This window comes from Rhizobium centroccidentale (assembly GCF_030182565.1).
Taxonomy (GTDB): Bacteria; Pseudomonadota; Alphaproteobacteria; order Rhizobiales; family Rhizobiaceae; genus Rhizobium.
This window is the reverse complement of sequence record NZ_JAQJCG010000009.1, coordinates 72466-93161: the sequence shown is the minus strand read 5'-3', so window position 1 is coordinate 93161 and position 20696 is coordinate 72466. Positions and strand designations below refer to the sequence as shown.

Annotated in this window: 18 protein-coding genes and 2 pseudogenes; 9 read left to right on the top strand and 11 right to left on the bottom strand. The window is 58.9% G+C overall.

The genetic code is table 11. From position 1 onward, the window contains the following. Positions 1–10 precede the first annotated feature (10 nt). The 3 genes from PH562_RS14140 (at position 11) to PH562_RS14130 (ending at position 3091) form a co-directional block, all read left to right on the top strand. Complete coding sequence (locus tag PH562_RS14140; RefSeq protein ID WP_285173724.1) at positions 11–1249, top strand: YbfB/YjiJ family MFS transporter; 1239 nt, start codon at positions 11–13, stop codon at positions 1247–1249. Between the two features lie 17 nt (positions 1250–1266). Further along, positions 1267–1749, top strand: coding sequence for a YybH family protein (locus PH562_RS14135; protein ID WP_285173723.1), 483 nt, complete (start codon positions 1267–1269; stop codon positions 1747–1749). 76 nt (positions 1750–1825) lie between these two features. After that, positions 1826–3091 (top strand): glycoside hydrolase family 5 protein, encoded by a 1266-nt coding sequence (locus tag PH562_RS14130; protein ID WP_113228649.1) that lies wholly within the window; start codon positions 1826–1828, stop codon positions 3089–3091. 50 nt (positions 3092–3141) lie between these two features. Here the strand turns inward: PH562_RS14130 and PH562_RS14125 are convergent, their stop codons facing one another. Continuing rightward, a complete protein-coding gene (locus PH562_RS14125; protein WP_285173722.1) occupies positions 3142–4206 on the bottom strand; it encodes a glycosyltransferase family 2 protein in 1065 nt (354 codons plus the stop codon). Positions 4207–4446: 240 nt separating this feature from the next. Beyond that, positions 4447–5241, bottom strand: a complete 795-nt coding sequence (locus PH562_RS14120) for an SDR family NAD(P)-dependent oxidoreductase (protein ID WP_285173843.1) — start codon at positions 5239–5241, stop codon at positions 4447–4449. A 195-nt stretch (positions 5242–5436) separates the two neighbouring features. On the opposite strand from PH562_RS14120, the gene PH562_RS14115 reads away from it, so the two are divergent. Further along, positions 5437–6375, top strand: coding sequence for a GlxA family transcriptional regulator (locus tag PH562_RS14115; RefSeq protein WP_285173721.1), 939 nt, complete (start codon positions 5437–5439; stop codon positions 6373–6375). 400 nt (positions 6376–6775) lie between these two features. Here the strand turns inward: PH562_RS14115 and PH562_RS14110 are convergent, their stop codons facing one another. From PH562_RS14110 to aptA, 3 genes and pseudogenes are all read right to left on the bottom strand, one after another. Then, on the bottom strand, positions 6776–7363 hold the full coding sequence (locus tag PH562_RS14110) for a hypothetical protein (RefSeq protein WP_285173720.1): 588 nt from the start codon (positions 7361–7363) through the stop codon (positions 6776–6778). A 464-nt stretch (positions 7364–7827) separates the two neighbouring features. Further along, a pseudogene (locus tag PH562_RS14105) lies at positions 7828–8404 on the bottom strand (MDR/zinc-dependent alcohol dehydrogenase-like family protein); the annotation flags it as partial. A 79-nt stretch (positions 8405–8483) separates the two neighbouring features. After that, positions 8484–9818, bottom strand: a complete 1335-nt coding sequence (gene aptA / locus PH562_RS14100; RefSeq protein WP_285173719.1) for an omega-aminotransferase AptA — start codon at positions 9816–9818, stop codon at positions 8484–8486. A gap of 144 nt (positions 9819–9962) precedes the next feature. Here aptA and PH562_RS14095 point away from each other — a divergent pair, with 144 nt between their 5' ends. Then, the gene (locus PH562_RS14095; RefSeq protein ID WP_092707725.1) at positions 9963–10511 is read left to right on the top strand and encodes a cupin domain-containing protein; all 549 of its coding nucleotides are present in this window, start codon (positions 9963–9965) and stop codon (positions 10509–10511) included. 106 nt (positions 10512–10617) lie between these two features. Here PH562_RS14095 and PH562_RS14090 read toward each other — a convergent pair whose 3' ends face one another. The 4 genes from PH562_RS14090 to PH562_RS14075 all read right to left on the bottom strand — a co-directional run bounded on the left by PH562_RS14090 (position 10618) and on the right by PH562_RS14075 (position 15839). Further along, positions 10618–11934, bottom strand: coding sequence for an LLM class flavin-dependent oxidoreductase (locus PH562_RS14090; protein WP_285173718.1), 1317 nt, complete (start codon positions 11932–11934; stop codon positions 10618–10620). A gap of 18 nt (positions 11935–11952) precedes the next feature. Next, a complete protein-coding gene (locus PH562_RS14085) occupies positions 11953–12957 on the bottom strand; it encodes an LLM class flavin-dependent oxidoreductase (RefSeq protein ID WP_285173717.1) in 1005 nt (334 codons plus the stop codon). 91 nt (positions 12958–13048) lie between these two features. Further along, entirely contained in the window at positions 13049–13675 is a 627-nt protein-coding gene (locus PH562_RS14080) for a GNAT family N-acetyltransferase (protein ID WP_285173716.1), read from the bottom strand. A 442-nt stretch (positions 13676–14117) separates the two neighbouring features. After that, positions 14118–15839, bottom strand: coding sequence for an IlvD/Edd family dehydratase (locus PH562_RS14075; RefSeq protein ID WP_285173715.1), 1722 nt, complete (start codon positions 15837–15839; stop codon positions 14118–14120). Positions 15840–15965: 126 nt separating this feature from the next. Here PH562_RS14075 and PH562_RS14070 point away from each other — a divergent pair, with 126 nt between their 5' ends. Continuing rightward, positions 15966–16712, top strand: a complete 747-nt coding sequence (locus PH562_RS14070; RefSeq protein WP_285173714.1) for a FadR/GntR family transcriptional regulator — start codon at positions 15966–15968, stop codon at positions 16710–16712. Between the two features lie 13 nt (positions 16713–16725). Here PH562_RS14070 and PH562_RS14065 read toward each other — a convergent pair whose 3' ends face one another. Together PH562_RS14065 and PH562_RS14060 are read right to left on the bottom strand one after the other, a co-directional pair. Beyond that, entirely contained in the window at positions 16726–17622 is an 897-nt protein-coding gene (locus tag PH562_RS14065; protein ID WP_285173713.1) for a dihydrodipicolinate synthase family protein, read from the bottom strand. Next, entirely contained in the window at positions 17606–18928 is a 1323-nt protein-coding gene (locus PH562_RS14060) for an MFS transporter (RefSeq protein ID WP_285173712.1), read from the bottom strand. Before PH562_RS14060 ends, PH562_RS14065 begins: the two co-directional genes overlap by 17 nt. A 127-nt stretch (positions 18929–19055) precedes the next feature. Here PH562_RS14060 and PH562_RS14055 point away from each other — a divergent pair, with 127 nt between their 5' ends. The 3 genes and pseudogenes from PH562_RS14055 to PH562_RS30815 all read left to right on the top strand — a co-directional run. Then, positions 19056–19757, top strand: a complete 702-nt coding sequence (locus PH562_RS14055) for a FadR/GntR family transcriptional regulator (protein ID WP_285173711.1) — start codon at positions 19056–19058, stop codon at positions 19755–19757. Between the two features lie 226 nt (positions 19758–19983). Beyond that, a complete protein-coding gene (locus PH562_RS14050) occupies positions 19984–20529 on the top strand; it encodes a GNAT family N-acetyltransferase (protein WP_113228635.1) in 546 nt (181 codons plus the stop codon). A gap of 61 nt (positions 20530–20590) precedes the next feature. Continuing rightward, a pseudogene (locus PH562_RS30815) lies at positions 20591–20686 on the top strand (LuxR C-terminal-related transcriptional regulator); the annotation flags it as partial. Between the last annotated feature and the right edge of the window lie 10 nt (positions 20687–20696).

Below are 20696 nucleotides of genomic sequence, written 5' to 3'. Positions count from 1 at the left end.
GAGAGTTCCCATGACCGACACTGCCACGCATGAAACCGACCGGAACCATCAGAATGCCCGGATAGCATGGCGTGCCATCCTGTCGGCATTCTGCGCCTGCCTGATCGGCATCGGCCTTGCCCGCTTCGCCTATACGCCGCTTCTGCCTGCCATCGTCGATAACAATTGGTTCGAAGCCTCGTTAGCCGCCTATCTCGGTGCCGCAAATCTTTCCGGTTATCTGGTCGGCGCATTGCTCGGACGCCCGGTTGCTGCTCGTATTTCCAATGTCCTGACGCTCAGGATCATGATGCTTGCCGCAACGCTAGCCTTCTTTGCCTGCGCCTTTCCTGTCAGCTTTCTATGGTTCTTCGCATGGCGTTTCGCAGCCGGCCTTGCCGGTGGCGCCCTGATGGTACTCGCGGCGCCGACCGTCCTGCCGCTGATCGCACCGTCTCGCCGAGGGCTTGCCAGCGGCGTGATCTTCATGGGCATCGGCGCTGGCGTCGCACTATCGGGCACATTGGTTCCCCTGCTGCTGCAACAGGGGCTGCGCGAGACATGGCTTGGGCTCGGCGTCCTGTCGCTGCTGCTCACGATCATTGCCTGGGCCGGATGGCCGCGCGCTGTCTCCGATCACCCCACCGCGTCCCACCATGCCATGCATGTCCCGAAACGCTGGACGCTGCGTGCGCTCTACATAGAATATGCGCTGAATGCCGCCGGCTGGGTTCCGCATATGATCTTCCTCGTGGATTTCGTTGCCCGCGGATTGGGAGAGGGCCTGCAGGCCGGTGCGGAATATTGGGTGCTGTTTGGCCTTGGCGCCACCATTGGTCCCATTCTTGCCGGTCATCTCGCGGATCGCACCGGTTTTGCCGCAGCGCTGAGATTTGCCTTTCTGCTTGAAGCCTTCGCGGTCATCATTCCCACCCTTGGCCTCGGACAGGCTTGGCTCATCGCCTCGAGCCTGATCGTCGGCGCCTTCGTAACCGGCACGGTGCCCCTGATGCTCGGAAGGATCGCGGAATTGCTGCCGCACCATCCGGCGCAACAGAAAGTCGCCTGGAGCCTGGCAACGGTATTCTTCGCACTGTTTCAGGCAGCTGCGGCTTACGGACTTTCCTTCGTCTTCGCCCGAACCGGCGGAAACTACGGCATGCTCTTCTTAATCGGAACCGGTGCAATGGTTCTCGCTTTGGCGATCGACCTCTTTGTCGCGGTATTTATCCGCAGTCCGCGAGAGCACACCGAGGGTCATCAATCATAACATCAGGAGAATTGGACATGGCAGAACACTTGACCGAGATTACCGGCAGCGAAAACATGCTGAGCGATGGCGGCGCCCTCGATGCGCTCATTGGCTTCTATCGCGCCTTCAATGCCGGCGACCTGGACGCACTCGCCGCCAACTGGGCAGATGGCGACAGGCCAAGCATGGACAATCCGATCGGAGGCATACGGCGCGGATGGCCGTCGATCCGTGGTGGCTATGCGAAGCTATTTGCTGGAAAGGCGAAGGTGCAGGTCGCATTCCATGATTTTACCAGCCAGGGCGGCGATGACTGGCATCTGTTCGTTGGCCGGGAGCGGGGAAATTGCGTCATGGCCGACAGGAGTATCGAGCTTCGCATCCGCACGACGCGCTGGTTCACCCGGATCGACGGTGTCTGGCGTCAGCTTCACCATCACGGCTCCATCGAGGAGCCTGCTCTGCTTGCTGCCTATCAGGAGATCATCTTCGGCGCACCATTGGAGCACCCGGCGTAGATGTTGTCACGAGATTTTGGCTCTCTGCGCGCTATCTTGCCCACATGGCGCCAAAGTTTCACGCGAGTTGGGATTCATGAGGCATTTTCTGCTGTTGCTCGCCGGCCTGTCCATTATCTGCCTGGGGTCATTTGCACCGCCGGCACATGCCGAGGGATTCGTTCGCACCGATCATCAGCGGATCGTCGATGGCAAGGGCGATCCCCTCATCCTGCGCGGTCTCGGGCTCGGCGGCTGGATGGTGCAGGAAGGCTACATGATGGGCCTTGCCAATCTCAAGGCGCAGCACATCATTCGCCGCCGCATTTCCGAAGTCATCGGCGAGAAAAGGACCGAGCAATTCTATCGATCCTGGCGCGAGAATGCGGTAACCAAAGCCGATATCGACGCGATGGCCAAATGGGGTTTCAACAGCGTGCGGCTGCCGATGCACTGGAACCTGTTCATCGAGGACAAGCACGGCAAGAACACCTCCAGGAATATTGTCTGGAACGAAGAGGGCTTTCGGCGGATCGATCTTCTGATCCGCTGGCTGAAAGCCAATGACATGTACTTGATCCTCGACCTGCATGCGGCACCCGGCGGCCAGGGTCACGACATCGCCATTTCCGATCGCAATCCGAACAAACCGTCGCTCTGGCACAGCGATGAGAACCAGGCAATGATGATCGCGCTGTGGAGCGAGATCGCCCGTCGCTATAGGGACGAGCCGACAATCGCGGGTTACGACCTGCTCAACGAGCCGAACTGGGGCTTTCAGGACAAGAAAGACAAGGGCGGCTGCCGCGAAACCGAGAACCGGCCGCTGCGCGATATCTATCAGCGCACCATCCGCGCCATCCGCGCGGTCGATACCAACCATATGCTTGTTATCGAGGGTAATTGCTGGGGCAACAATTACGCAGGCGTACTGCCAATAGACGATCGCAATACGGCACTCAGCTTTCACAAATACTGGACGCCGACGACGCAGGAATCGATCGAACCCTTCCTGAAGCTGCGCGAGCAATATGACATGCCACTCTGGAACGGCGAGTCCGGTGAAAACAATAATGATTGGTATGCCCGCGCCGTTGCATTGCAGGAAAAAAACGGCATTGGCTGGTCCTGGTGGCCATTGAAGAAGATGGGCGCCGGCAATCCGCTGGAGATCAGGACGAATGCAAATTATCGCCGCCTGATTGCCTATCTCCGCAGCGAGGGCAAGAAACCTTCCGCCAGGAGCGCCTTTGCCGGATTGATGCAGTTTGCAACCGACAGCCGCTATGACAGGAATATCCATCATCAAGCCGTGGTCGACGCCTTGATGGGAGCTTCGCACAAATCAGGCATAGCCGAATAGATCACAGTCAATTCATCGGCGCGAGATGCTCCATATCTCCCGGAATCCAGCTATCCCATTGCATGCCTGATGGTCTTCGAGAGACGCAGCAGAAACGGAGGCCGGGACGAAGCCACAAGCTTCCACGAGAGGACGGTCTTTGCCATATCCCGAGGCAGGACGCCGATCGAAAGAAACCATCCGGCCAGCATCAGCCGGCGCTTTCGCGACGCATTCATCTTGAGACTGGCAGCCGCGCCGGCCGCAGCTAGCGAGAGTCTGGAATCATTCGCGACAGGATGCTGGTCCCTGTCGATGCAAAGCGATGCCAGACGCTCCTCCAGATGGACGGGATCGTGCAGGCCGGCATCATCAGGCATATCCAATCCGATTTCCGTTGCCTGATCCGATAGGGCCTCCAGCCGACGGAAATCATGCGCTATGCGCCAGCGCGCGCGCTGACCGAGCCTTTCGGCGAAGACGGAATGATTGGCGCCATGTATGCGATAGGCGCCGAGGCAATCTTCGATTGACGTCACTTCGCCATGGAGCGGTGCAACCGTGGCAAGATATCCATCGGCGCCCTGGCGAAACTCCGGCTCCGGGACCGGCATGACCTTGTCCAGAACCGAACGCTTGAATGCCAGACCGCTGGTGACCGTCGTCTGATAGCGGCCTTTCCGCAGCAATTCCGGAATGACGTCGCCGGAATCGAAGGGTAGTTCTACGGGTGGAAATACATCCTTTACATGCATCTGTTCGTCAACGATATGCAGCCTGAACTGCACCTGTGCTGTCTTTTCTTTCCAGGCTTCGACGACCTCTGATACCGCATTCGGATAGAGATAATCATCCGCATCGAGAAACAGCACGATCTCGCCGTGGCTGGATGCAAAGCCTGTGTTGAATGCGGCAGCATGTCCACCGTTCACCTCACGCAGACATGTCTTTATCCGAGAGCCATAGGAGGCGATGACATCAGCTGTCGCATCGGTCGATGCATCATCGACGACGATGACCTCGGCATCGTCGTAATCCTGCTCCAATGCGCTGTCGATACTGCGCCTTAGAAAGTGCGCGTAGTTATAATTCGCGATGACGATGGAAACGGGAGTACGGTCTTGGATGGGATACATCGCATTGAACCTCGCAGATCTGCTTTGGTCGCGGCGAACCTTCTCATTCAGGTCCTTATGGATGACGTCGATACTGGCTGGGATATATATCCTGACGCATAAGTGGTATTGGGTGATATGTTATGCAGCCGATGCTTGGATCATGTCGATCCGTCTTTCCGAATCTCACCAGTTTTATGGCTTTTGAATGACCGGCCGGCATGATGTAAATGCCGGCCACCCTATTCATTCGATAGATTCTTACTTCACTTGATAACGTCGAGCTGCGGTAGACCGCGAAAGATTGGGCGTCAGGGCCTGGCGTGCATCTTCATAGGCCTTCTGCAAATCGACATCTTCGAGAGCTGGGATCGTCGCCAGCTCGCCCCGATCAAAGCCAACCAGCGCGGCATCGACCATATCCTCGGTCGACATGACGATTTCCGATGGCAGATGTTCGACGGGGATGCCAGCGACCGCCCAGAATTCCGTTGCGGTCGCGCCGGGCAGAACTGCCTGTACGCGAATGTTCTTGTCTGCCAGCTCATGCTTCAGGGACTGGCTGAAGGCAAGGACGAAGGCTTTCGTGCCGCCATAGACGCCATTCAACAATTCCGGTGCGATTGCCACGATCGACGCGATATTGATGATCGAGCCGCCGCCACGCTGAACAAAGCCTGGCACCGCCGCATAGGTCAGCCGCATGAGCGCAGTGACATTCAGATCGATCATCTGCTGCATCTTGTCCACATCGGCCTCCAACAAGGGTGCTGCCCCGCCAAAGCCGGCATTATTGACGAGAAGCGTAATCGCTTCATCCGTCTTCAGCACATGCTCCACACGACGCAGCCCATTCGGCGAGCCGAGATCTGCGGCGATCACTTCGACCTTGCGTCCCGTCTGGGTACGCAGCCGATCCGCAATCGCCGAAAGCCGGTCTTCATTGCGCGCCACCAGAATGAGGTCGTAGCCCCGATGGGCGAGCCGGTGCGCGTAGACGGCGCCGATGCCCGAAGAAGCGCCCGTTACCAATGCCTTGCCCGATGAATTTGTCATTGTTTCCATTCCTTCTCCTGCGGCGTCATTATCCCGCATGCAACAACAATACGCGCGAAGGCCGATGTCTCAAATGTCATATTCACCACGTTTTCAGACATTCAAAATGGTAAACAATGGCTGGAATCGTAGAAAATTGATGCCGTCTGCGACCGATAAATGCTATAAACGCCTTTTCCAGCCGTGAGCTTTGCCATGCATTCCATTGGATTTCTCGTCTTCCCCGGCTTTCAGGTCATGGGATTTACTGCAGTAACCGCCTTCGAGGTTGCAAATCTGACGAGCGGGAGGGAGCTCTATCGTATAACGCTGCTATCGGAAGCAGGAGGGCATATACGCTCATCGGCAGGGTTCAGTGTCGAAACGGAGGCATTTGGCGACGCTGCTTTCGATTCTCTTTTCATCGGTGCGGCCACGGAAGTTTCATCCACATCTCCCGCAATCCTCGACTATATCCGTCGAGCCGCAAAATCCGCCCGGCGGGTTGCCGCTCCGTGTACCGGCGCCTTTGCTTTGGCTGAAGCCGGCCTGCTCGATGGCCGCCGCGCAACGACACATTGGGTTTTTGCGCGCGAATTGCGGGATCGTTTCCCTGCCCTCAAGGTCGATGAAGACAAGATCTTCATCATCGATGGGTCCATCTGGACATCGGCTGGGATGACCGCCACCATCGACCTCGCCCTTGCGATGATCGAGAAGGATCACGGCGAGGAGCTGGCACGAACCGTGGCCCGAAAGCTCGTCGTCTATCATCGTCGCGCCGGTGGGCAGTCGCAATTTTCCACGCTTCTCGAGTTGGAGCCGAAATCCGACCGTGTTCAACGCGCGCTCGACTTTGCCGGACGAAACCTGCGCAAGATCGTATCGGTCGAGGAGCTGGCGGAGGCGGCAAGCCTCAGCCCACGCCAGTTCAACCGCGTCTTCCGCAGCGAAACCGGCCAATCCCCCGCCAAGGCGATCGAGAACATGCGGGTGGAGGCTGCCCGACTGATGATCGAAGACGGCCGCCATTCGATGGACGAAATCGCGACCGAAGTCGGCTTTGCCGATCGCGAGCGCATGCGTCGCGCTTTCCTGCGCGTGCTCGGTCAGCCGCCGCAGACGATCCGCCGCAATGTTCGCGCGTTCGCGTAGATTTACCGAGGAAGAACGAAGTCGCGGCCGCTGTAAGGCCTATAGCGAGAAGAAGTAAGGTCGATCGGAGGAACGACATTGCGCCCCACCAAGATCGCTCAGCTCAAGCAGAGGTCACGCTCAACACGTTTGCCTGTAGGCGGGTGGTGTGCCGGCCACATCATCAATTATCGGCAGGTTTGATCCGATGCGGTGGGAACTCCGAGCAATATGTCAGCACCAATAGCCGCCTAGTCACCTTATTGCGTTCGTATCCATCTTCCGGTTGAGTTCAACTCCTGGGGCCAATGTCGAGGATACATGCGCCATGATGCTTGTTCGATGGCGCAGCCACACATCTTCGATCACATAAGCATGTTTCAAGCGAAGAAGAAGCCCGCATGAAGCGGGCTTCTTAGTCTTATTCTGCTGCACCTGCAGCCTTCGTCTTGCGCGTGCGCTTCGGCTTTGCTGCCTCTGCAGCAGCCGGTGCGGGAGCAGCAACAGAAGCAGCCTTTGTCCGGGTAGCTTTCGGTGCCGCCTTGGCAGCAGCCGGCTTGACGGCGGCTGACTTTGCCGCTGCAGGCTTGGCAGCCTTCGCCTTCGTCTTCGAAGCCGTTGCCTTGCCTCCGGTCTTCGCCGCGTTCAGGAGTGAGACGCGACGTTGGCGGTTCTGCTCGAGAGCTTGCTGGAAGCCGACATCATTCTCGGCATGAAAGGCCAGATCATCGAGAAACTCAGCCACGTCCTTGACCGTGTCGACGACGACGTAGCTCAATCCACGACCGGCATTGACCGAGTCACGACCGACCGTCACACCAAAGCCGCCGGGAACACGCTGGAACCAAGTGGAGCGCCACTTCTTGAAGCCTGCCGCGTCTCGCTCGTACTCCTCCAGATATGCCTTCTGTTCCGCTACACGAGCACGAAATGTATCGACAACATTGCGTGCGCCAGCCTTTGGCTTATCAGCCTTTTTTGAAGTCCATTTCTCAAGAAAGTTTGCCATTGATCCGATCTCTTCAGGTTAGCGTTCTTTGTCAAGCCGCCGTTGCTTAGGAAGCGATGACGAAGCTCCTCCGCATGGATGCCCGCATATATGTAAAGGATAGATGTATAATGGCAACACAATACGTCATTATTGCCGATAATTGGGCTTTACAGCCGCCTTTGGAGATCGGGGACGCCCAATTTTCGCGAATTTTCTCACCCGATTGGCCATTTTCAAACATGATCTGAAACTTCGCCAAGACGTGCTGCGGTGCATACTTGCTGGGAATGCTCTGTGGCGGCGCACAAAGCTACGCGCATATCGATGGACAGTTGATGCCGTCTCTGGCTCCTGCCGCCATTTTGTTGTCCGGCAAACTCATCTGCGTTCGCCTCTACGAGACCGAGCGCAGATGTAGCAACCCCCGCCTCGGTTCTCTATTCACCTCGGGACCCCTCCATGATCCTGTGAGTTCTTCCTTTCTATGCCGTCTTCGTCAGGGCGCCATGCGGATCCAGCACGAACTTCGTTGCAGCTTCTTGATCGAGACTCTCATATCCTTGTGCAGCATCCTCCAGCGAAATGATCCTGGCGTTGACAATATCTATAATCGGCAGCCTGTGCAGGATCGCCAGCATGAGCTCGCGATTGTACTTCAACACCGGCGTCTATTTCGCATGTAGGGATGGTGTCTTCCCCAACCGAGACCGAAGTGCAGAGACAGGCTACCCTGCTCGGCAGCACTGTCTACGGCACTAGGATCTTCCGTTACATACAGTCCGGGAATGCCGATCAGACCGGCGGCTCGTGTAATCTCCATCATTTGCTTGAGCATGATCGCCCGCTGCTCGCCGCCCGAATGACCACACGCCTTGAAACCGATTGCATCGATCGCACTATCCACTTCATGAGCGCCGACGACTTCAGCGATCATATCGCCCAGACGATCGCTCTTGCAAAGATCGATGGCTCGAAGCCAAGCTTGGCTGCATGCGCACGGCGATCCTTGTTGAAATCACCGACCACGACGACGGCTGCATCCGGGATACGAGCGGAAGCCATCACATCGAAGCAACCGCAGCGCTTCACGAAGTTGAGCCTGACCGATGCTGTCCGCACCGGTCAGGCTCAGAGATTGTCAAGCCGCCCGCTTCAATGCATCGCCAAGCATGGAGACGATCGTTTCGATCTCAGCACGCTCGATGATGAGCGGCGGAGAGAGAGCGATAATGTCGCCGGTTACGCGGATCAACAGGCCCTTCTGGAAGCAATCGACGAAGACGTCATAGGCGCGCGTGCCCGGCGCGCCATCACGCGGCGCCAGTTCGACGGCGCCGACAAGGCCGAGATTGCGGATATCGACCACATGCGGCAGGCCCTTCAGTGAATGCAGCGCGTTCTGCCAATCCTCGGCCAGTTCGGCTGCACGCATCAGCAGGCCTTCCTCCTCGTAGATTTCCATGGTCGCAAGTCCGGCGGCACAGGCAACCGGATGGCCGGAATAGGTATAGCCGTGGAAGAGTTCGATCTGGTTTTCCGGGCCGGCCATCAAGCCATCATAGATCTTGCGGCTGGCAAAGACGGCACCCATCGGTATCGTGCCGTTGGTGATACCTTTTGCTGTCGTGACGAGATCGGGAACGACACCGAAATATTCGGTTGCAAACGGCGTACCCAAGCGGCCGAAGCCAGTAATCACTTCGTCGAAAATCAGCAGGATGCCATATTTGTCGGCGATGGCGCGCAGCCGCTCCAGATAGCCCTTCGGCGGCAGGACGACGCCGGCAGAACCGGACATGGGCTCGACGATGACGGCGGCGATCGTTTCAGCCCCGTGCAACGCGACCAGCCGTTCGAGGTCCTCCGCAAGCTCGATGCCATGGGCCGGCAGGCCCTTGCTGAAGGCATTGCGCTCGATATCGAGAGTGTGACGCATGTGATCGGCAGGGATCTGCGGGAAGACGCGACGGTTGTTGACGAGGCCGCCGACGGAAATTCCACCGAAGCCGACGCCGTGATAGCCCTTTTCCCGGCCGATGATGCGGGTGCGCGTGCCCTGGCCAATCGCGCGCTGATAAGCAATGGCGATCTTCAGCGCGGTATCGACCGACTCGGAGCCTGAGCCTGTGAAGAACACGCGGTCGAGCCCGGCCTCAGGCCCGCCGGGTGCATGCGCAGCGAGTTTCGCAGCAAAATCGAAGGCGATGGGATGGCCCATCTGGAAAGTCGGAGCAAAATCCATCGTTGCCAACTGACGTTCCACCGCTTGCGCGATCTTCTTGCGGCCATGGCCGGCATTGACGCACCAGAGGCCTGCCGTCCCATCGAGCACCTTCTTGCCGTCAACATCCGTGTAATACATGCCGTCGGCGGCGGCGAGCAGGCGCGGAGCCGCCTTGAACTGCCGGTTTGCCGTGAACGGCATCCAGAAATTGTCGAGAACAGGGGTGTTGAGATGGGTGATCTTGTCCATGGTCGCCTCCATTGCGCTATCTCTGACATCAGCGATTTTCCTGTTCCGAACAAGTCCTTTTCTTGCTGAATTTAAGTCATTGATTTTGCTTACATCACATGAGATGTTTTCGATATATCGAACATCTGAAAATCCGAGGCCGTAATGTCCGTCGATATCGGCAATCGCCTGCGTCATCTGCGTCTCGCGCGCAACCTATCCCAGCGTGAACTCGCCAAGCGTGCCGGCGTTACCAATTCGACGATCTCGCTGATCGAATCCAATTCGGCCAATCCATCCGTCGGTGCGCTGAAACGCATTCTCGACGGCATCCCGATCGGACTTGCCGAATTCTTCGCCTTCGAACCGGAAGCGCCAAAAAAGGCCTTCTATGCGGCGGAGGAATTGGTCGAAATCGGCAAGGGCCCGATTTCCTATCGGCAGATCGGCGAAAACCTCTTCGGCCGCAGCCTGCAGATTCTGAAGGAGTGCTACCAGCCGGGCGCCGATACCGGCAAGGTGCCACTGGTGCATGAAGGAGAGGAAGGCGGCATCGTGCTCACCGGCCGTCTGGAGGTGACAGTGGATGACGAACGCCGCATTCTCGGCCCGGGCGATGCCTACTACTTCGAAAGCCGCCGCCCGCATCGCTTCCGCTGTGTCGGGCCCTATCCCTGCGAAGTTATCAGCGCATGCACGCCGCCGAGCTTCTAGAGGACGGGGAAGTCGGATGGCCTGTGCATACGATTGGCATCACGCCATGAATGCCTCGCCGTCACGAGTTAATCTTGCTGTCGATATATCGGGCCAATAGTCTCCATTATGCCATCTGTGATAGGTGCCGCAGCGGCCGGCCTTCTTCCGTCGGATCCGGCAGGCCAAGATTGGAGCGCAGGGTTGCAGCGGCATATTCCCTGCGGTAGACGCCTCGCTCCTGCAAGACCGGCACGACCTTCTCGACGAATTCGTCGAAGCCGCCTGGCGTGAGGTGTGGCGCGAAGACGAAACCGTCCGCAGCGTCGGCTTGCACATACCGATTGATCTCGTCGGCGATGCTTTCCGCCGTTCCGACGAACTGCTTTCGAGCGGTAACGCGAATGGCAAGTTCGCGGATGCTAAGGCGATCCCGCTCAGCAATCTCGCGCCACGAACGCGCCGTCTCCAGCCGCCGTTTGATATCCTGATTGCTGGCGCGGCCTTGAACCAGGCTCTCTCCGGAAACATCCGGATCGATATCCGGCAGCGGCCCATCCGGATCGTAGCTTGAGAGATCCCTGTTCCAAACCTGCTCGAGAAACACGATCGCGCTCTTTGGACTGACCTGTTGCAGGCGTATCGCTTTCTGCTTCTCGCTGGCATCTTCCTGCGTGTCACCTATGACGAAATTGGCGCCAGGCAGGATTTTCAAAGCGTCAGGGCTGCGATCATATTTCGCCAAGCGCTTCTTCACATCCGCATAGAAGGCCTGCCCCGCCTCAAGCGAGCCATGGCGGGAGTAGATCAAGTCGGCGTGGCGAGCCGCAAATTCCCGTCCCTCATCGGAATCTCCAGCCTGGGCGATGACGGGGGCGCCCTGCGGCGACCGCTCGAGCGCGGACCGTCCGGCAATCTCGAAATATTTGGACCGGATCGAAAACTCGCCGCTGCCCCAGATGCTTTGTGCGGCTTCGATGAACGCGCGGGCGCGCTCGTAGCGCTGCTCATGGGGAAGATGGTCCGCACGGCGAAAATTCGCGCCGGTAAAGGCGTCGGGCGAAGTGACGACATTCCAGCCGGCACGTCCGCCCGACAGGATATCCAGCGTCGCCAATTGCCGAGCCAATACATACGGCTCATTGAAGGTGGTCGTCAGTGTGCCGATCAGGCCGACATGTTCGGTAATCGCGGCAAGTGCCGTCAGAATGGCAAGCGTGTTCGGCCGGCCGGCAACATCCAGCTCGTGAAATCGTCCCTTCTGCTCACGGATGCGCAAGCCTTCCGCCAGAAATATGAAGTCGAATTTTCCCCGTTCCACCGTTTCTGCAAAATGGCGGAAGGATGAAAACTCGATCTGACTTCCTGCAGCCGGATCGCTCCAGACCGTGAAATTATTGACACCCGGAAATTGGGCTCCAAGAATGACCTGCTTCTTCGTCATGGGGCTCTCCTTGGAAATTCAGGCTGCATTTGTGTAGCGATTGCCGGCTGCCGGCAGGCCAAATCGACCTCTCAGCGGACCCGTAGCGACCGGGCCAACAGACGACCGGGCCCTCAGCGCCGGAATAAGCTCGTCGATCACATATGCCGCCTGTACCGCGGGATCGTTGAGAACGAGGCGAATGCCGGCGATACCCGACGTGGCGAGCTCTCCAATCTGCGCCACATAATCGTCAACCGATTTCGGCGCGGCATCGATTATGACGTCGGCAACGAACGCCCGCACCCTGTTCTTGTCCGCAGTACCGATAGTCCTGATGACATCGGCGATGTCCAGGCGATCCGGATGAAGGAAGACGATATCGGCGGCCGAGGCTACTGATGAGTCCTCACCATGACGATACGCTGCCGCGACAACCGGCTGGCCCTGTGGCGGGCGCGGCGTGATGGAAGGGCCGAGAACCTGAAAGCCACTGCCCTTGAAATTGATGTAATGCAGCTTCGAGCCATCCAGGAAGCGCTGGCTTTCCTTATCTCGAATGACCGCTCCATCTTCCCAGCTGTCCCATAACCCGCGAACGACATCGACGACATCAAGCGCGTCCTGACGCAAGGCGGAGCTTTCCGCTGCAGGAAAGCCATTGAGGGCGCCGATGGCTTGTCGGGCATGTACGGCTCTCGATCCATCATCATGCTGAATCAGAAAACCCGCCCTGCCCTCGCTTACGAAATCCAGCGTAGCGACGGCGGTCGAAAGATGAAACGGCTCGAGGAAATTGACTGCCGCGCCGGGGATTATTCCGACATGACCGCTGCGCGCTGCAAGCCAGTTGGCGAGCAGCACCGCATCCAGCCCATCGCCGCCAGGGTGGGCAAAGCCATCTTCCAGCGTCACGAAATCGATCACCGTGTCGAAACGCGCAACAAGCGCTCGCCAGAAATTTTTCTGAGCCTCGCGCGGATTGCGGGACTGCGCTCCAACATCTAATCCGATGCCGACCCTGAGACCATTTGGATGCGTCATGTGAAGTCCTGTTTTACGATATTGTGAAGCTAGGAGGCAGACCCCATTGCGCGCCGGGATATGCCGATAGCCATCGGAGACGCCATGCCCGTCAGGCGGCGGAGGTTTCGTGAGCCGCCAGACGAGCGATGATCAGCTGCTCCTGCCCGGCCTTCAGCGCAGTCACGCGCGCCGTCGCATCCTCAAAAGAGGCAGCAGGCGGATAGATTGGCGTCTGACCGGGTAGCCCCGCCTTTTTGCCGATATGCTTTTCGAAAGGCAGGGAGCGATAGAGGCTCGGGTCGACGGTCGGGTCGAAAAGAGGGCGATAGCCGAGCGACCGATAGAAGGCCACGGCCTCCGGTTGGCGAAAGCCGGTGCTAAGGTAGGCTCTGCTATAGCCGAGTTGCCCGGCACTCTCCTCGAGCGCGATCATGATGCGGCGCGCCAGTCCCTGACGCCGGAGATCCGGATGCGCCCATATCCGCTTGAACTCAGCGGTTTCGTCGTCGTGGCTCATGAAGGCGCCGCCAGCAATGGTCTGACCATCGCGCTGCAGCAGGAGAAAATCGCCAAGCGGCGGCGCGAACAGGGCACTCGGATAGCGCATGATTTCCGCTCGCGCGCCGCCAGGACGGCTTGCGGCGCCGTATCTGCCATCATACTCGCTGGCAAGGCCATCGATCAGCGGTTCCGCCGCCGGGTCCAGCAATGACGACCGGACAATGATATCGTTCATGCATATGCCTCCAAACAATGTTCTGAAGGCTGCCCGGGGACGGTCGTCAGGATCGCCGATCTTGCCGACCACTCCGCAAACTCCGCTCAGCGCTTCGCAGGCAGAGCATGCATGATCGATGGTGCGCTTCGCACGGCACGATCTTTCATTGTGCGGTCGATGATTGAAACATCGTTGCCCGATTTGTTTGTCTATTAAAATTATAGATTATATCATCAAATCTATGTAACCAGAGGACGTCACAAGTGCACCAACTCGCCGCCCTGTTTCGAGGGATACAAGAGCATCGGGAGATCGACGCACAAACGCCTGGATATGCGCGACCTGTTTATTCGCACCAAACCTAGTCGGCAGAAGATTGCACCCACCTCGAAAATGAAGTCACCGATGAAGAATAGCGATGCCTCCAGCATGTAGGCATATTCGCTCTGAATATAATGAATTAGTGGCTCTCGCGCGGAACCTTGGCGCCGCGTCCGCCGACCAGGAAATCGAGGTCGGCGCCGGTATTGGCCTGCATGACCGTTCGAACGTAAAGGCCTTGGTATCCTGAGGTCATTTCCGGCACCGGTTCCTTCCAGGCCGCTCGCCGCCGCTCAAGCTCATCGTCCGGAACGTCGAGAACCAATGTGCGGGCCCCGACGTCGAGTGCGATGAAATCCCCGTGCTCGACGAGTGCCAGCGGACCGCCGGCGGCGGCTTCCGGCGATACATGCAGCACCACGGTTCCATAGGCCGTGCCGCTCATGCGGCCATCGGAAACGCGCACCATGTCGCGTACGCCCTTTTCCAGCAGCTTGCTTGGCAAAGCCATGTTTCCGACCTCGGCCATGCCGGGATAGCCGCGTGGGCCGGCCCCCTTCAGAACGAGAACGGAATTCTCATCGACATCGAGGTTCGGATCGTCGATCCTGGCGTGGAAATCCTCGATAGTGTCGAAGACGACGGCGCGGCCGCGATGGCACATCAGATGGGGCGATGCAGCCGATGGTTTGAGCACCGCTCCATCAGGCGCAAGATTGCCCTTGAGGACGGCAATTCCCCCGCTGTGGACGAGCGGATTTGACCGGCTGCGGATGACGTCCGCATTGTGGTTGACGACATCGGCAATATTGTCTCCAACACTCCCTCCCGATACGGTGAGCGCATCGAGATGGAGGAGATCGGAAATTTCCTTCATCACGGCGGGAATGCCGCCGGCATAACAGAAATCCTCCATAAGGTATTTTCCCGACGGCATGAGGTCGACGATCGTCGGCACATCGCGCCCGAGCGTGTCCCAATCCTCCAGCGACAGGTCGACGCCGATACGCCCGGCGATGGCGAGCAGATGAACGACGGCATTGGTCGATCCGCCGATCGCGCCATTGATCTTGATGGCGTTTTCGAACGCCTGCTTTGTGAGAACCTTCGAAAGCCGCATATCTTCCTTGACCATCGCGACGGCGCGGCGCCCGGTCATGCGGGCGAGGCGCGCACGCCGGGCATCGACGGCAGGCCATGCCGCATTGGTCGGCAGGGCAACGCCGAGAGCTTCCACCATCGACGCCATGGTCGATGCCGTTCCCATGGTCATGCAGTGGCCGGGCGAGCGCGACATGGCACTTTCCGCATCCATGAATTCCTGCCGGCTCATGGTGCCTGCCCTCACCTCCTCGGAGAATTTCCAGACATCCGTGCCGGAACCGATCGGCTTACCGCGAAAATTGCCGTTCAGCATCGGCCCGCCGGAAATGACGATCGTCGGCAGATCGCAACTGGCCGCACCCATCAGCAGCGATGGCGTGGTCTTGTCGCAGCCGGCCATCAGGATGACACCGTCCATGGGATTGCCGCGGATCGCCTCTTCGACATCCATGGAAGCGAGGTTCCTGAAGAGCATCGCAGTCGGCCGCAGGTTGGATTCGCCGCAGGAGAAGACCGGGAATTCGAGCGGCAATCCGCCGGCTTCCAGGACGCCGGCCTTGATATGCGTGACCAGCTCGCGGAAATGCGCGTTGCACGGCGTAAATTCCGAAAATGTATTGCAGATGCCGATGACGGGACGACCATCGAATACATCATCGGGCAGGCCGCCATTCTTCATCCACGAGCGATGAATGAAGCCATCCTTGTCCACTCCGCCGAACCACGCCTGCGACCGTCGCTTTGAATCCTTGGTCATGATCGCCTCTATTGTATTATGATTTATTTTTTTGTTATACAAATTGGCAATGACGGTCAAGCGCGGGCGACGCTTGTGACCACAGGCTGAAGACGCTAGACATGTCTCGATTTTTGGGAAAGGCAGATGGCCGGGATGACTTCGGACGCCGATGATGCGAGCCTCGGCACCAACAAGAGATACCACGACGCGATTGTGCAGGCGCTAGGCGAGCGGATCGTCGGCGGGGCGCTCGCGGCGGGAGCTTCTGTGGGAACGGAGCAGGAGCTCTGCGACCATTTCGGGACGTCGCGTACCGTCATCCGGGAAGCCATCAAGATCCTGTCGGCCAAGGGCCTTCTCGAAAGCCGCCCGAGAAGCGGCACCAGAGTGACCGATCACTCGGAATGGCTTCTGCTTGATCCGCAGGTCCTCGCATGGAGGCTCGGCGCGGAAAATGGCAGCGAGCGGGCGCGCGTCGACCTCTATGAACTCAGGCAATCCTTCGAGCCGGCAGCAGCAGAGCTTGCCGCCGCCCGTGCGACGCCGCAAACGCTGCAGAAAATGAAACATGCCCTGCTCGGCATGACCCTCGCCTCGACCGCGGACGAAAAGATCGAGCATGATCTCGCATTTCACACCGCCATTTTGGCCGCGACCGGCAACGCCTTCTATCTTGCCTTGGGATCGCTGATCTCGGCAGGGCTGAAACATGTCTTCAAGGCAGGGCTGGAGCGGACGGAGAAGGAAGACGAACGCTGGATACGCCGTCACCAGAATGTCTATGAAGCCATTGCTGGCGCCGATGGTTCGGGCGCTGCCGAGCAGATGAAGAACCTCCTGCGCGAGGCGATCGAAGTCCAGAAGCTGGAATTGCCGCGATCCGAAAATTAGAAGCGGATCGGCTTCAGAAAGATCCGAGCCTCTTCGCATGCAAGGCGACAAGTTCTTCGCCGAACGGTGTCGGACGCATAGCAGGTGCGCGATCGCGAACCGTAAGCGCCGCCCGTGCCGCGAACAGCCGCTTGCCGTAGCACATCAGGTGCTCGATCCCCTGCATGACGGCAACGGCGGATGGGAGCATGGTTCGATAGATTTCCTCGGCACGGACGTCGTTCCCGGCGCGAAAGGCGGTGTATGCGTCGACCGCATAGTCGATGAGATCGGGAGCGAGAATATAGCCGGCACAACCTGCCCGCAGCCCATCAAGTAATTCAAGGCCGCCTCGGCCGTTGAAAACAGGCACGCCGTCGCCGATCGCCTCCATCAGCGCCTTGACCTCGACGGCCGAGCCCTCCGCCTTGAGTACCCTCACATTGGGATGAGCAGAGCGCAATGCCGCAAGATCCGGTCCCGTCAGACCGCGTCCGAGAAAGGGGGGGGCGTTCTGGATTGCCACCGGCAGCTTCGTCGCATCCGCGACGCGGCCGAAGAAACCGATATATTCGTCTGCGCCGAAGGTGCCGACCGGTGGCGGCTGGAGTATCACCCAGTCAGCACCAACGGCTTCGGCGTGCCGCACCTGCTCGACCTGCTCTGCAACTGAAGTGCCGAAGACAGTGAAGGCGAGCGGCAGACGGCCGGCATTGTCCTCGGCAAGCCATTCCATCACGGTCCGGCGCTCGGCGGCGGTCAATTTGGAAACCTCCGTGGCAAGACCGAGCGCAGCAAGCCCATGCACGCCTGCCGCTACGCAAATCTCGGTCTGCCGCTTCATCGCCGACCTGTCGAGCTTTTCCTCCTTGTCGAAGAACGCGTAGAGGATCGCGTGGATGCCGTGCAGTTTCTCAGGTTCGAATGCCATCTCGTTTTACCTTATTGTTTTGAAAGCCAAGAGCAGGCGCACCCGTGCGGACGATTGCAATGCCGAGAAGGCCACCCGTGATCAACGCGGCAGCCACCAGCGTCAGCGCCACATCATAGCTTCCGGTCGAATCCTTGATCCAGCCGATCGCCGGCGGCAGGGCGAAGCCTGCGACATTCGCCAGCGCATTGATGAGCGCGATCGATACGGCCGCCGCAATCCCCGAGACGAATTCGGTGGTGACAGCCCAGAAGATCGGAATAACCGCCCAGTTGAGCGCCACCGAAAGGACGAGCAGCAGGTAGGCCAGGTGTGGATCGCCGGCATAGGTCGCACCGAGAAGGCAGACGCCGGCCAAGGTGAGCGGAAGCCCGAGATGAAGCGCGCGTTCGCCGGTTCGATCGGAATGCCTCCCATTGAAGAACATGAAGATACAGGCGGCCAGAAACGGCACCGCCGAAAGCAGGCTTACCGCCAGATTGCCGCCGCCGGACAGGCTCTTGACGATCAGCGGCATGAAAAGTGTGATGCCGATCGTCCCGAAGGCCTGAAGCAGCCAGAAGAAGGCGAGTACCCAGACGCGAGCATTGGAAAAGGCGGCACTCCAGGATGCATGATGCGAGACTGACGCCTTCTCCTCCTCGACAGCGATGGTTCGCTCGAGACCATCGTGCTGCTTGGTGGTGAGCCAGGCCGCGTCTCGCGGGCGATCGGGCAGATACCTCAACACGACGAAGCCCAAGACGATAGCGGGAATGCCCTCGATCAGAAACATCCAGCGCCACCCCGACAGGCCGAGAATGCCGTGCGCATTGAGCAGCAGGCCGGAGAGCGGCAAGCCGATGACCGAGGCAAGCGCTGCGCCGATGTAGAAGAAGGACATGGCATTCGCCCTTTCGCGCGACGGATACCATTTCGCGAGATAGAAGATGATACCCGGCGTGAAGCCCGCCTCAGCCGCGCCGAGAAGGAGGCGCATTCCATAGAGCTGATGGGCGTTGGAAATGAACGCCATGCCGGCAGCAATGACGCCCCAGCTGATCATGATGCGGGCGATCCAGCGGCGTGCGCCGAACCGGGCCAGCAGCATATTGCTCGGTATTTCGAAGACGATATAGGTCGCGAAGAAGATGCCGGCCGCCAGCCCGTACATCTGGCTCGTCAGGCCCAGTTCCTCGTTCATTCCGAGCGCGGCGACGGAGATATTGGACCGGTCGATATAGGCGACCAGATAGAGCAGCATCAGGAAAGGCAGGATGCGCAGATTGATGCGGCGAACTGCCTCCCCATTGGTTTCGAAGTTCATTACGCCCTCCAGGGCACCTTACAAACATCATACCTTTAACATATGATGTTTGTAAGGCAACAAGCTATTTGCTTTTGTCACCGCATTCTGATTGGTCTCGTTGGCGATGGACGTGAAGGACCGACGCATGACGAAGACAAAGCCGAACCGGACGACGGCCCTCGTGGAAGCTCTCGGCATCCGCATCGCATCCGGACAGATACTGCCCGGCACCTATCTTCCCTCGGAAGGCGAACTGGAGCAGGAATTCGGCGTCAGCCGCACGGTCGTGCGCGAAGCGGCGAAGATATTGTCGGCCAAGGGTCTAGTGACCGTCAGACAGCGCACCGGCACGCGAGTGGAGCCGCGGGAGCGATGGCAATGGCTCGACGGAGAATTGATCGCATGGCTGTCGCGCGGACGGATCTCGCACGATGAGCTCATGGCTTTTGCCGAAGCCCGCCAGATCATCGAGCCTGGGGCTGCCGCGCTGGCGGCATTGCGGGCAACCGATGTGGAACGTCAGGCGATCCTCGACATCTACCGCCGCATGGAGCGAGACCAGAAGAACCCCACCGCAGCCGTCGCCGCCGACAAGGCCTTTCACATGTCGATCCTTGCCGCGACGCATAATCCGGTGCTGCAAAGCCTGCGTCAAGCGATCGAATCCATTCTCGATGCCGTTTTCCCGCACACGGTCGGCGCATTCGCGGCCAATCTCGAAAACCACGCCGCGGTCGCCGAGGCAATCGCCGCAGGCGACAGTATCGCCGCCAGACACGCGATGGAGGTTGTTCTCGACCGGACGTCAGGCTTCCTTGGACATGCGCGGGAAGGGACGACATCATAGCCATCAAGACTTGCTCGCCAAAGCTAGGGCTATGAGGACATGGATCGGCGGGGAAGGACCGGACCGCGAAAGGGGGTTCGCCCCTCGTAAACGGAACGCTCTCACGGCCGGTCCCAATTTCCTGCAGGCCAGGCCCGCAAGAGGCGGCGCTTTTGCGCGCCCATTGCGGCAATATATTGTCTAACGCTAAAAAATGGAGATTAGGCAAATTGGCAAGACACCCCGTATGATGACCGCAAGATCGATCCATCGCTCCTCCATCGAGACAGCACGCCTTCGCCTGCGTCCGACATCGGCCGCCGATACGAAACGCGCATCCGAAATTCAGAGCGATTGGGCTGTGACGCGCATGCTGAGCAACGCCTCATATCCGCCGAACGAAAACAATATCAAAGATTGGTTTTCCAGCCATCAGCGCGAATGGGCCGAAGGCTCCGCCTATCGCTTCGCCATCGAACAAGGGGAAAGAATGATCGGTGTCGTCGATGTCGATGGCATTGTCGGCAGCGCGGGCAGTCTTGGATATTGGCTGGAGAGAGAGGCCTGGGGAAAAGGCTATGCTTTCGAGGCAGCACAGGCGCTGATCGGCTTCGTCTTCAACGACGCCGGCTTGTCCAGCCTCGAATCCGGTCACGCATCCGACAATACGGCCTCTGGACGGGTGCTGACCAAACTGGGCTTCTGCCAAGTCGGCAGCAGGGAGCTTTTCTCGCGGGCGCGCTGCGAAACCATTGTTCAGTGCTGCTATGTGCTTGAGCGCCAAATGCCGTGAATCCACGGCATGGTGCCGAGCCCTAGCTGCGTGGCTGTCGCCCGTTAGAGCTCGATTTCGGACGGTGAAGTTTCACCTCGGAAATCTGTTCCGCAAGCTGGGTTGTCATCGCCGCGCCGAAGCAACACGAGCGGCAACCGCACTCGGCTGGCTGTAAGCCTCGAACG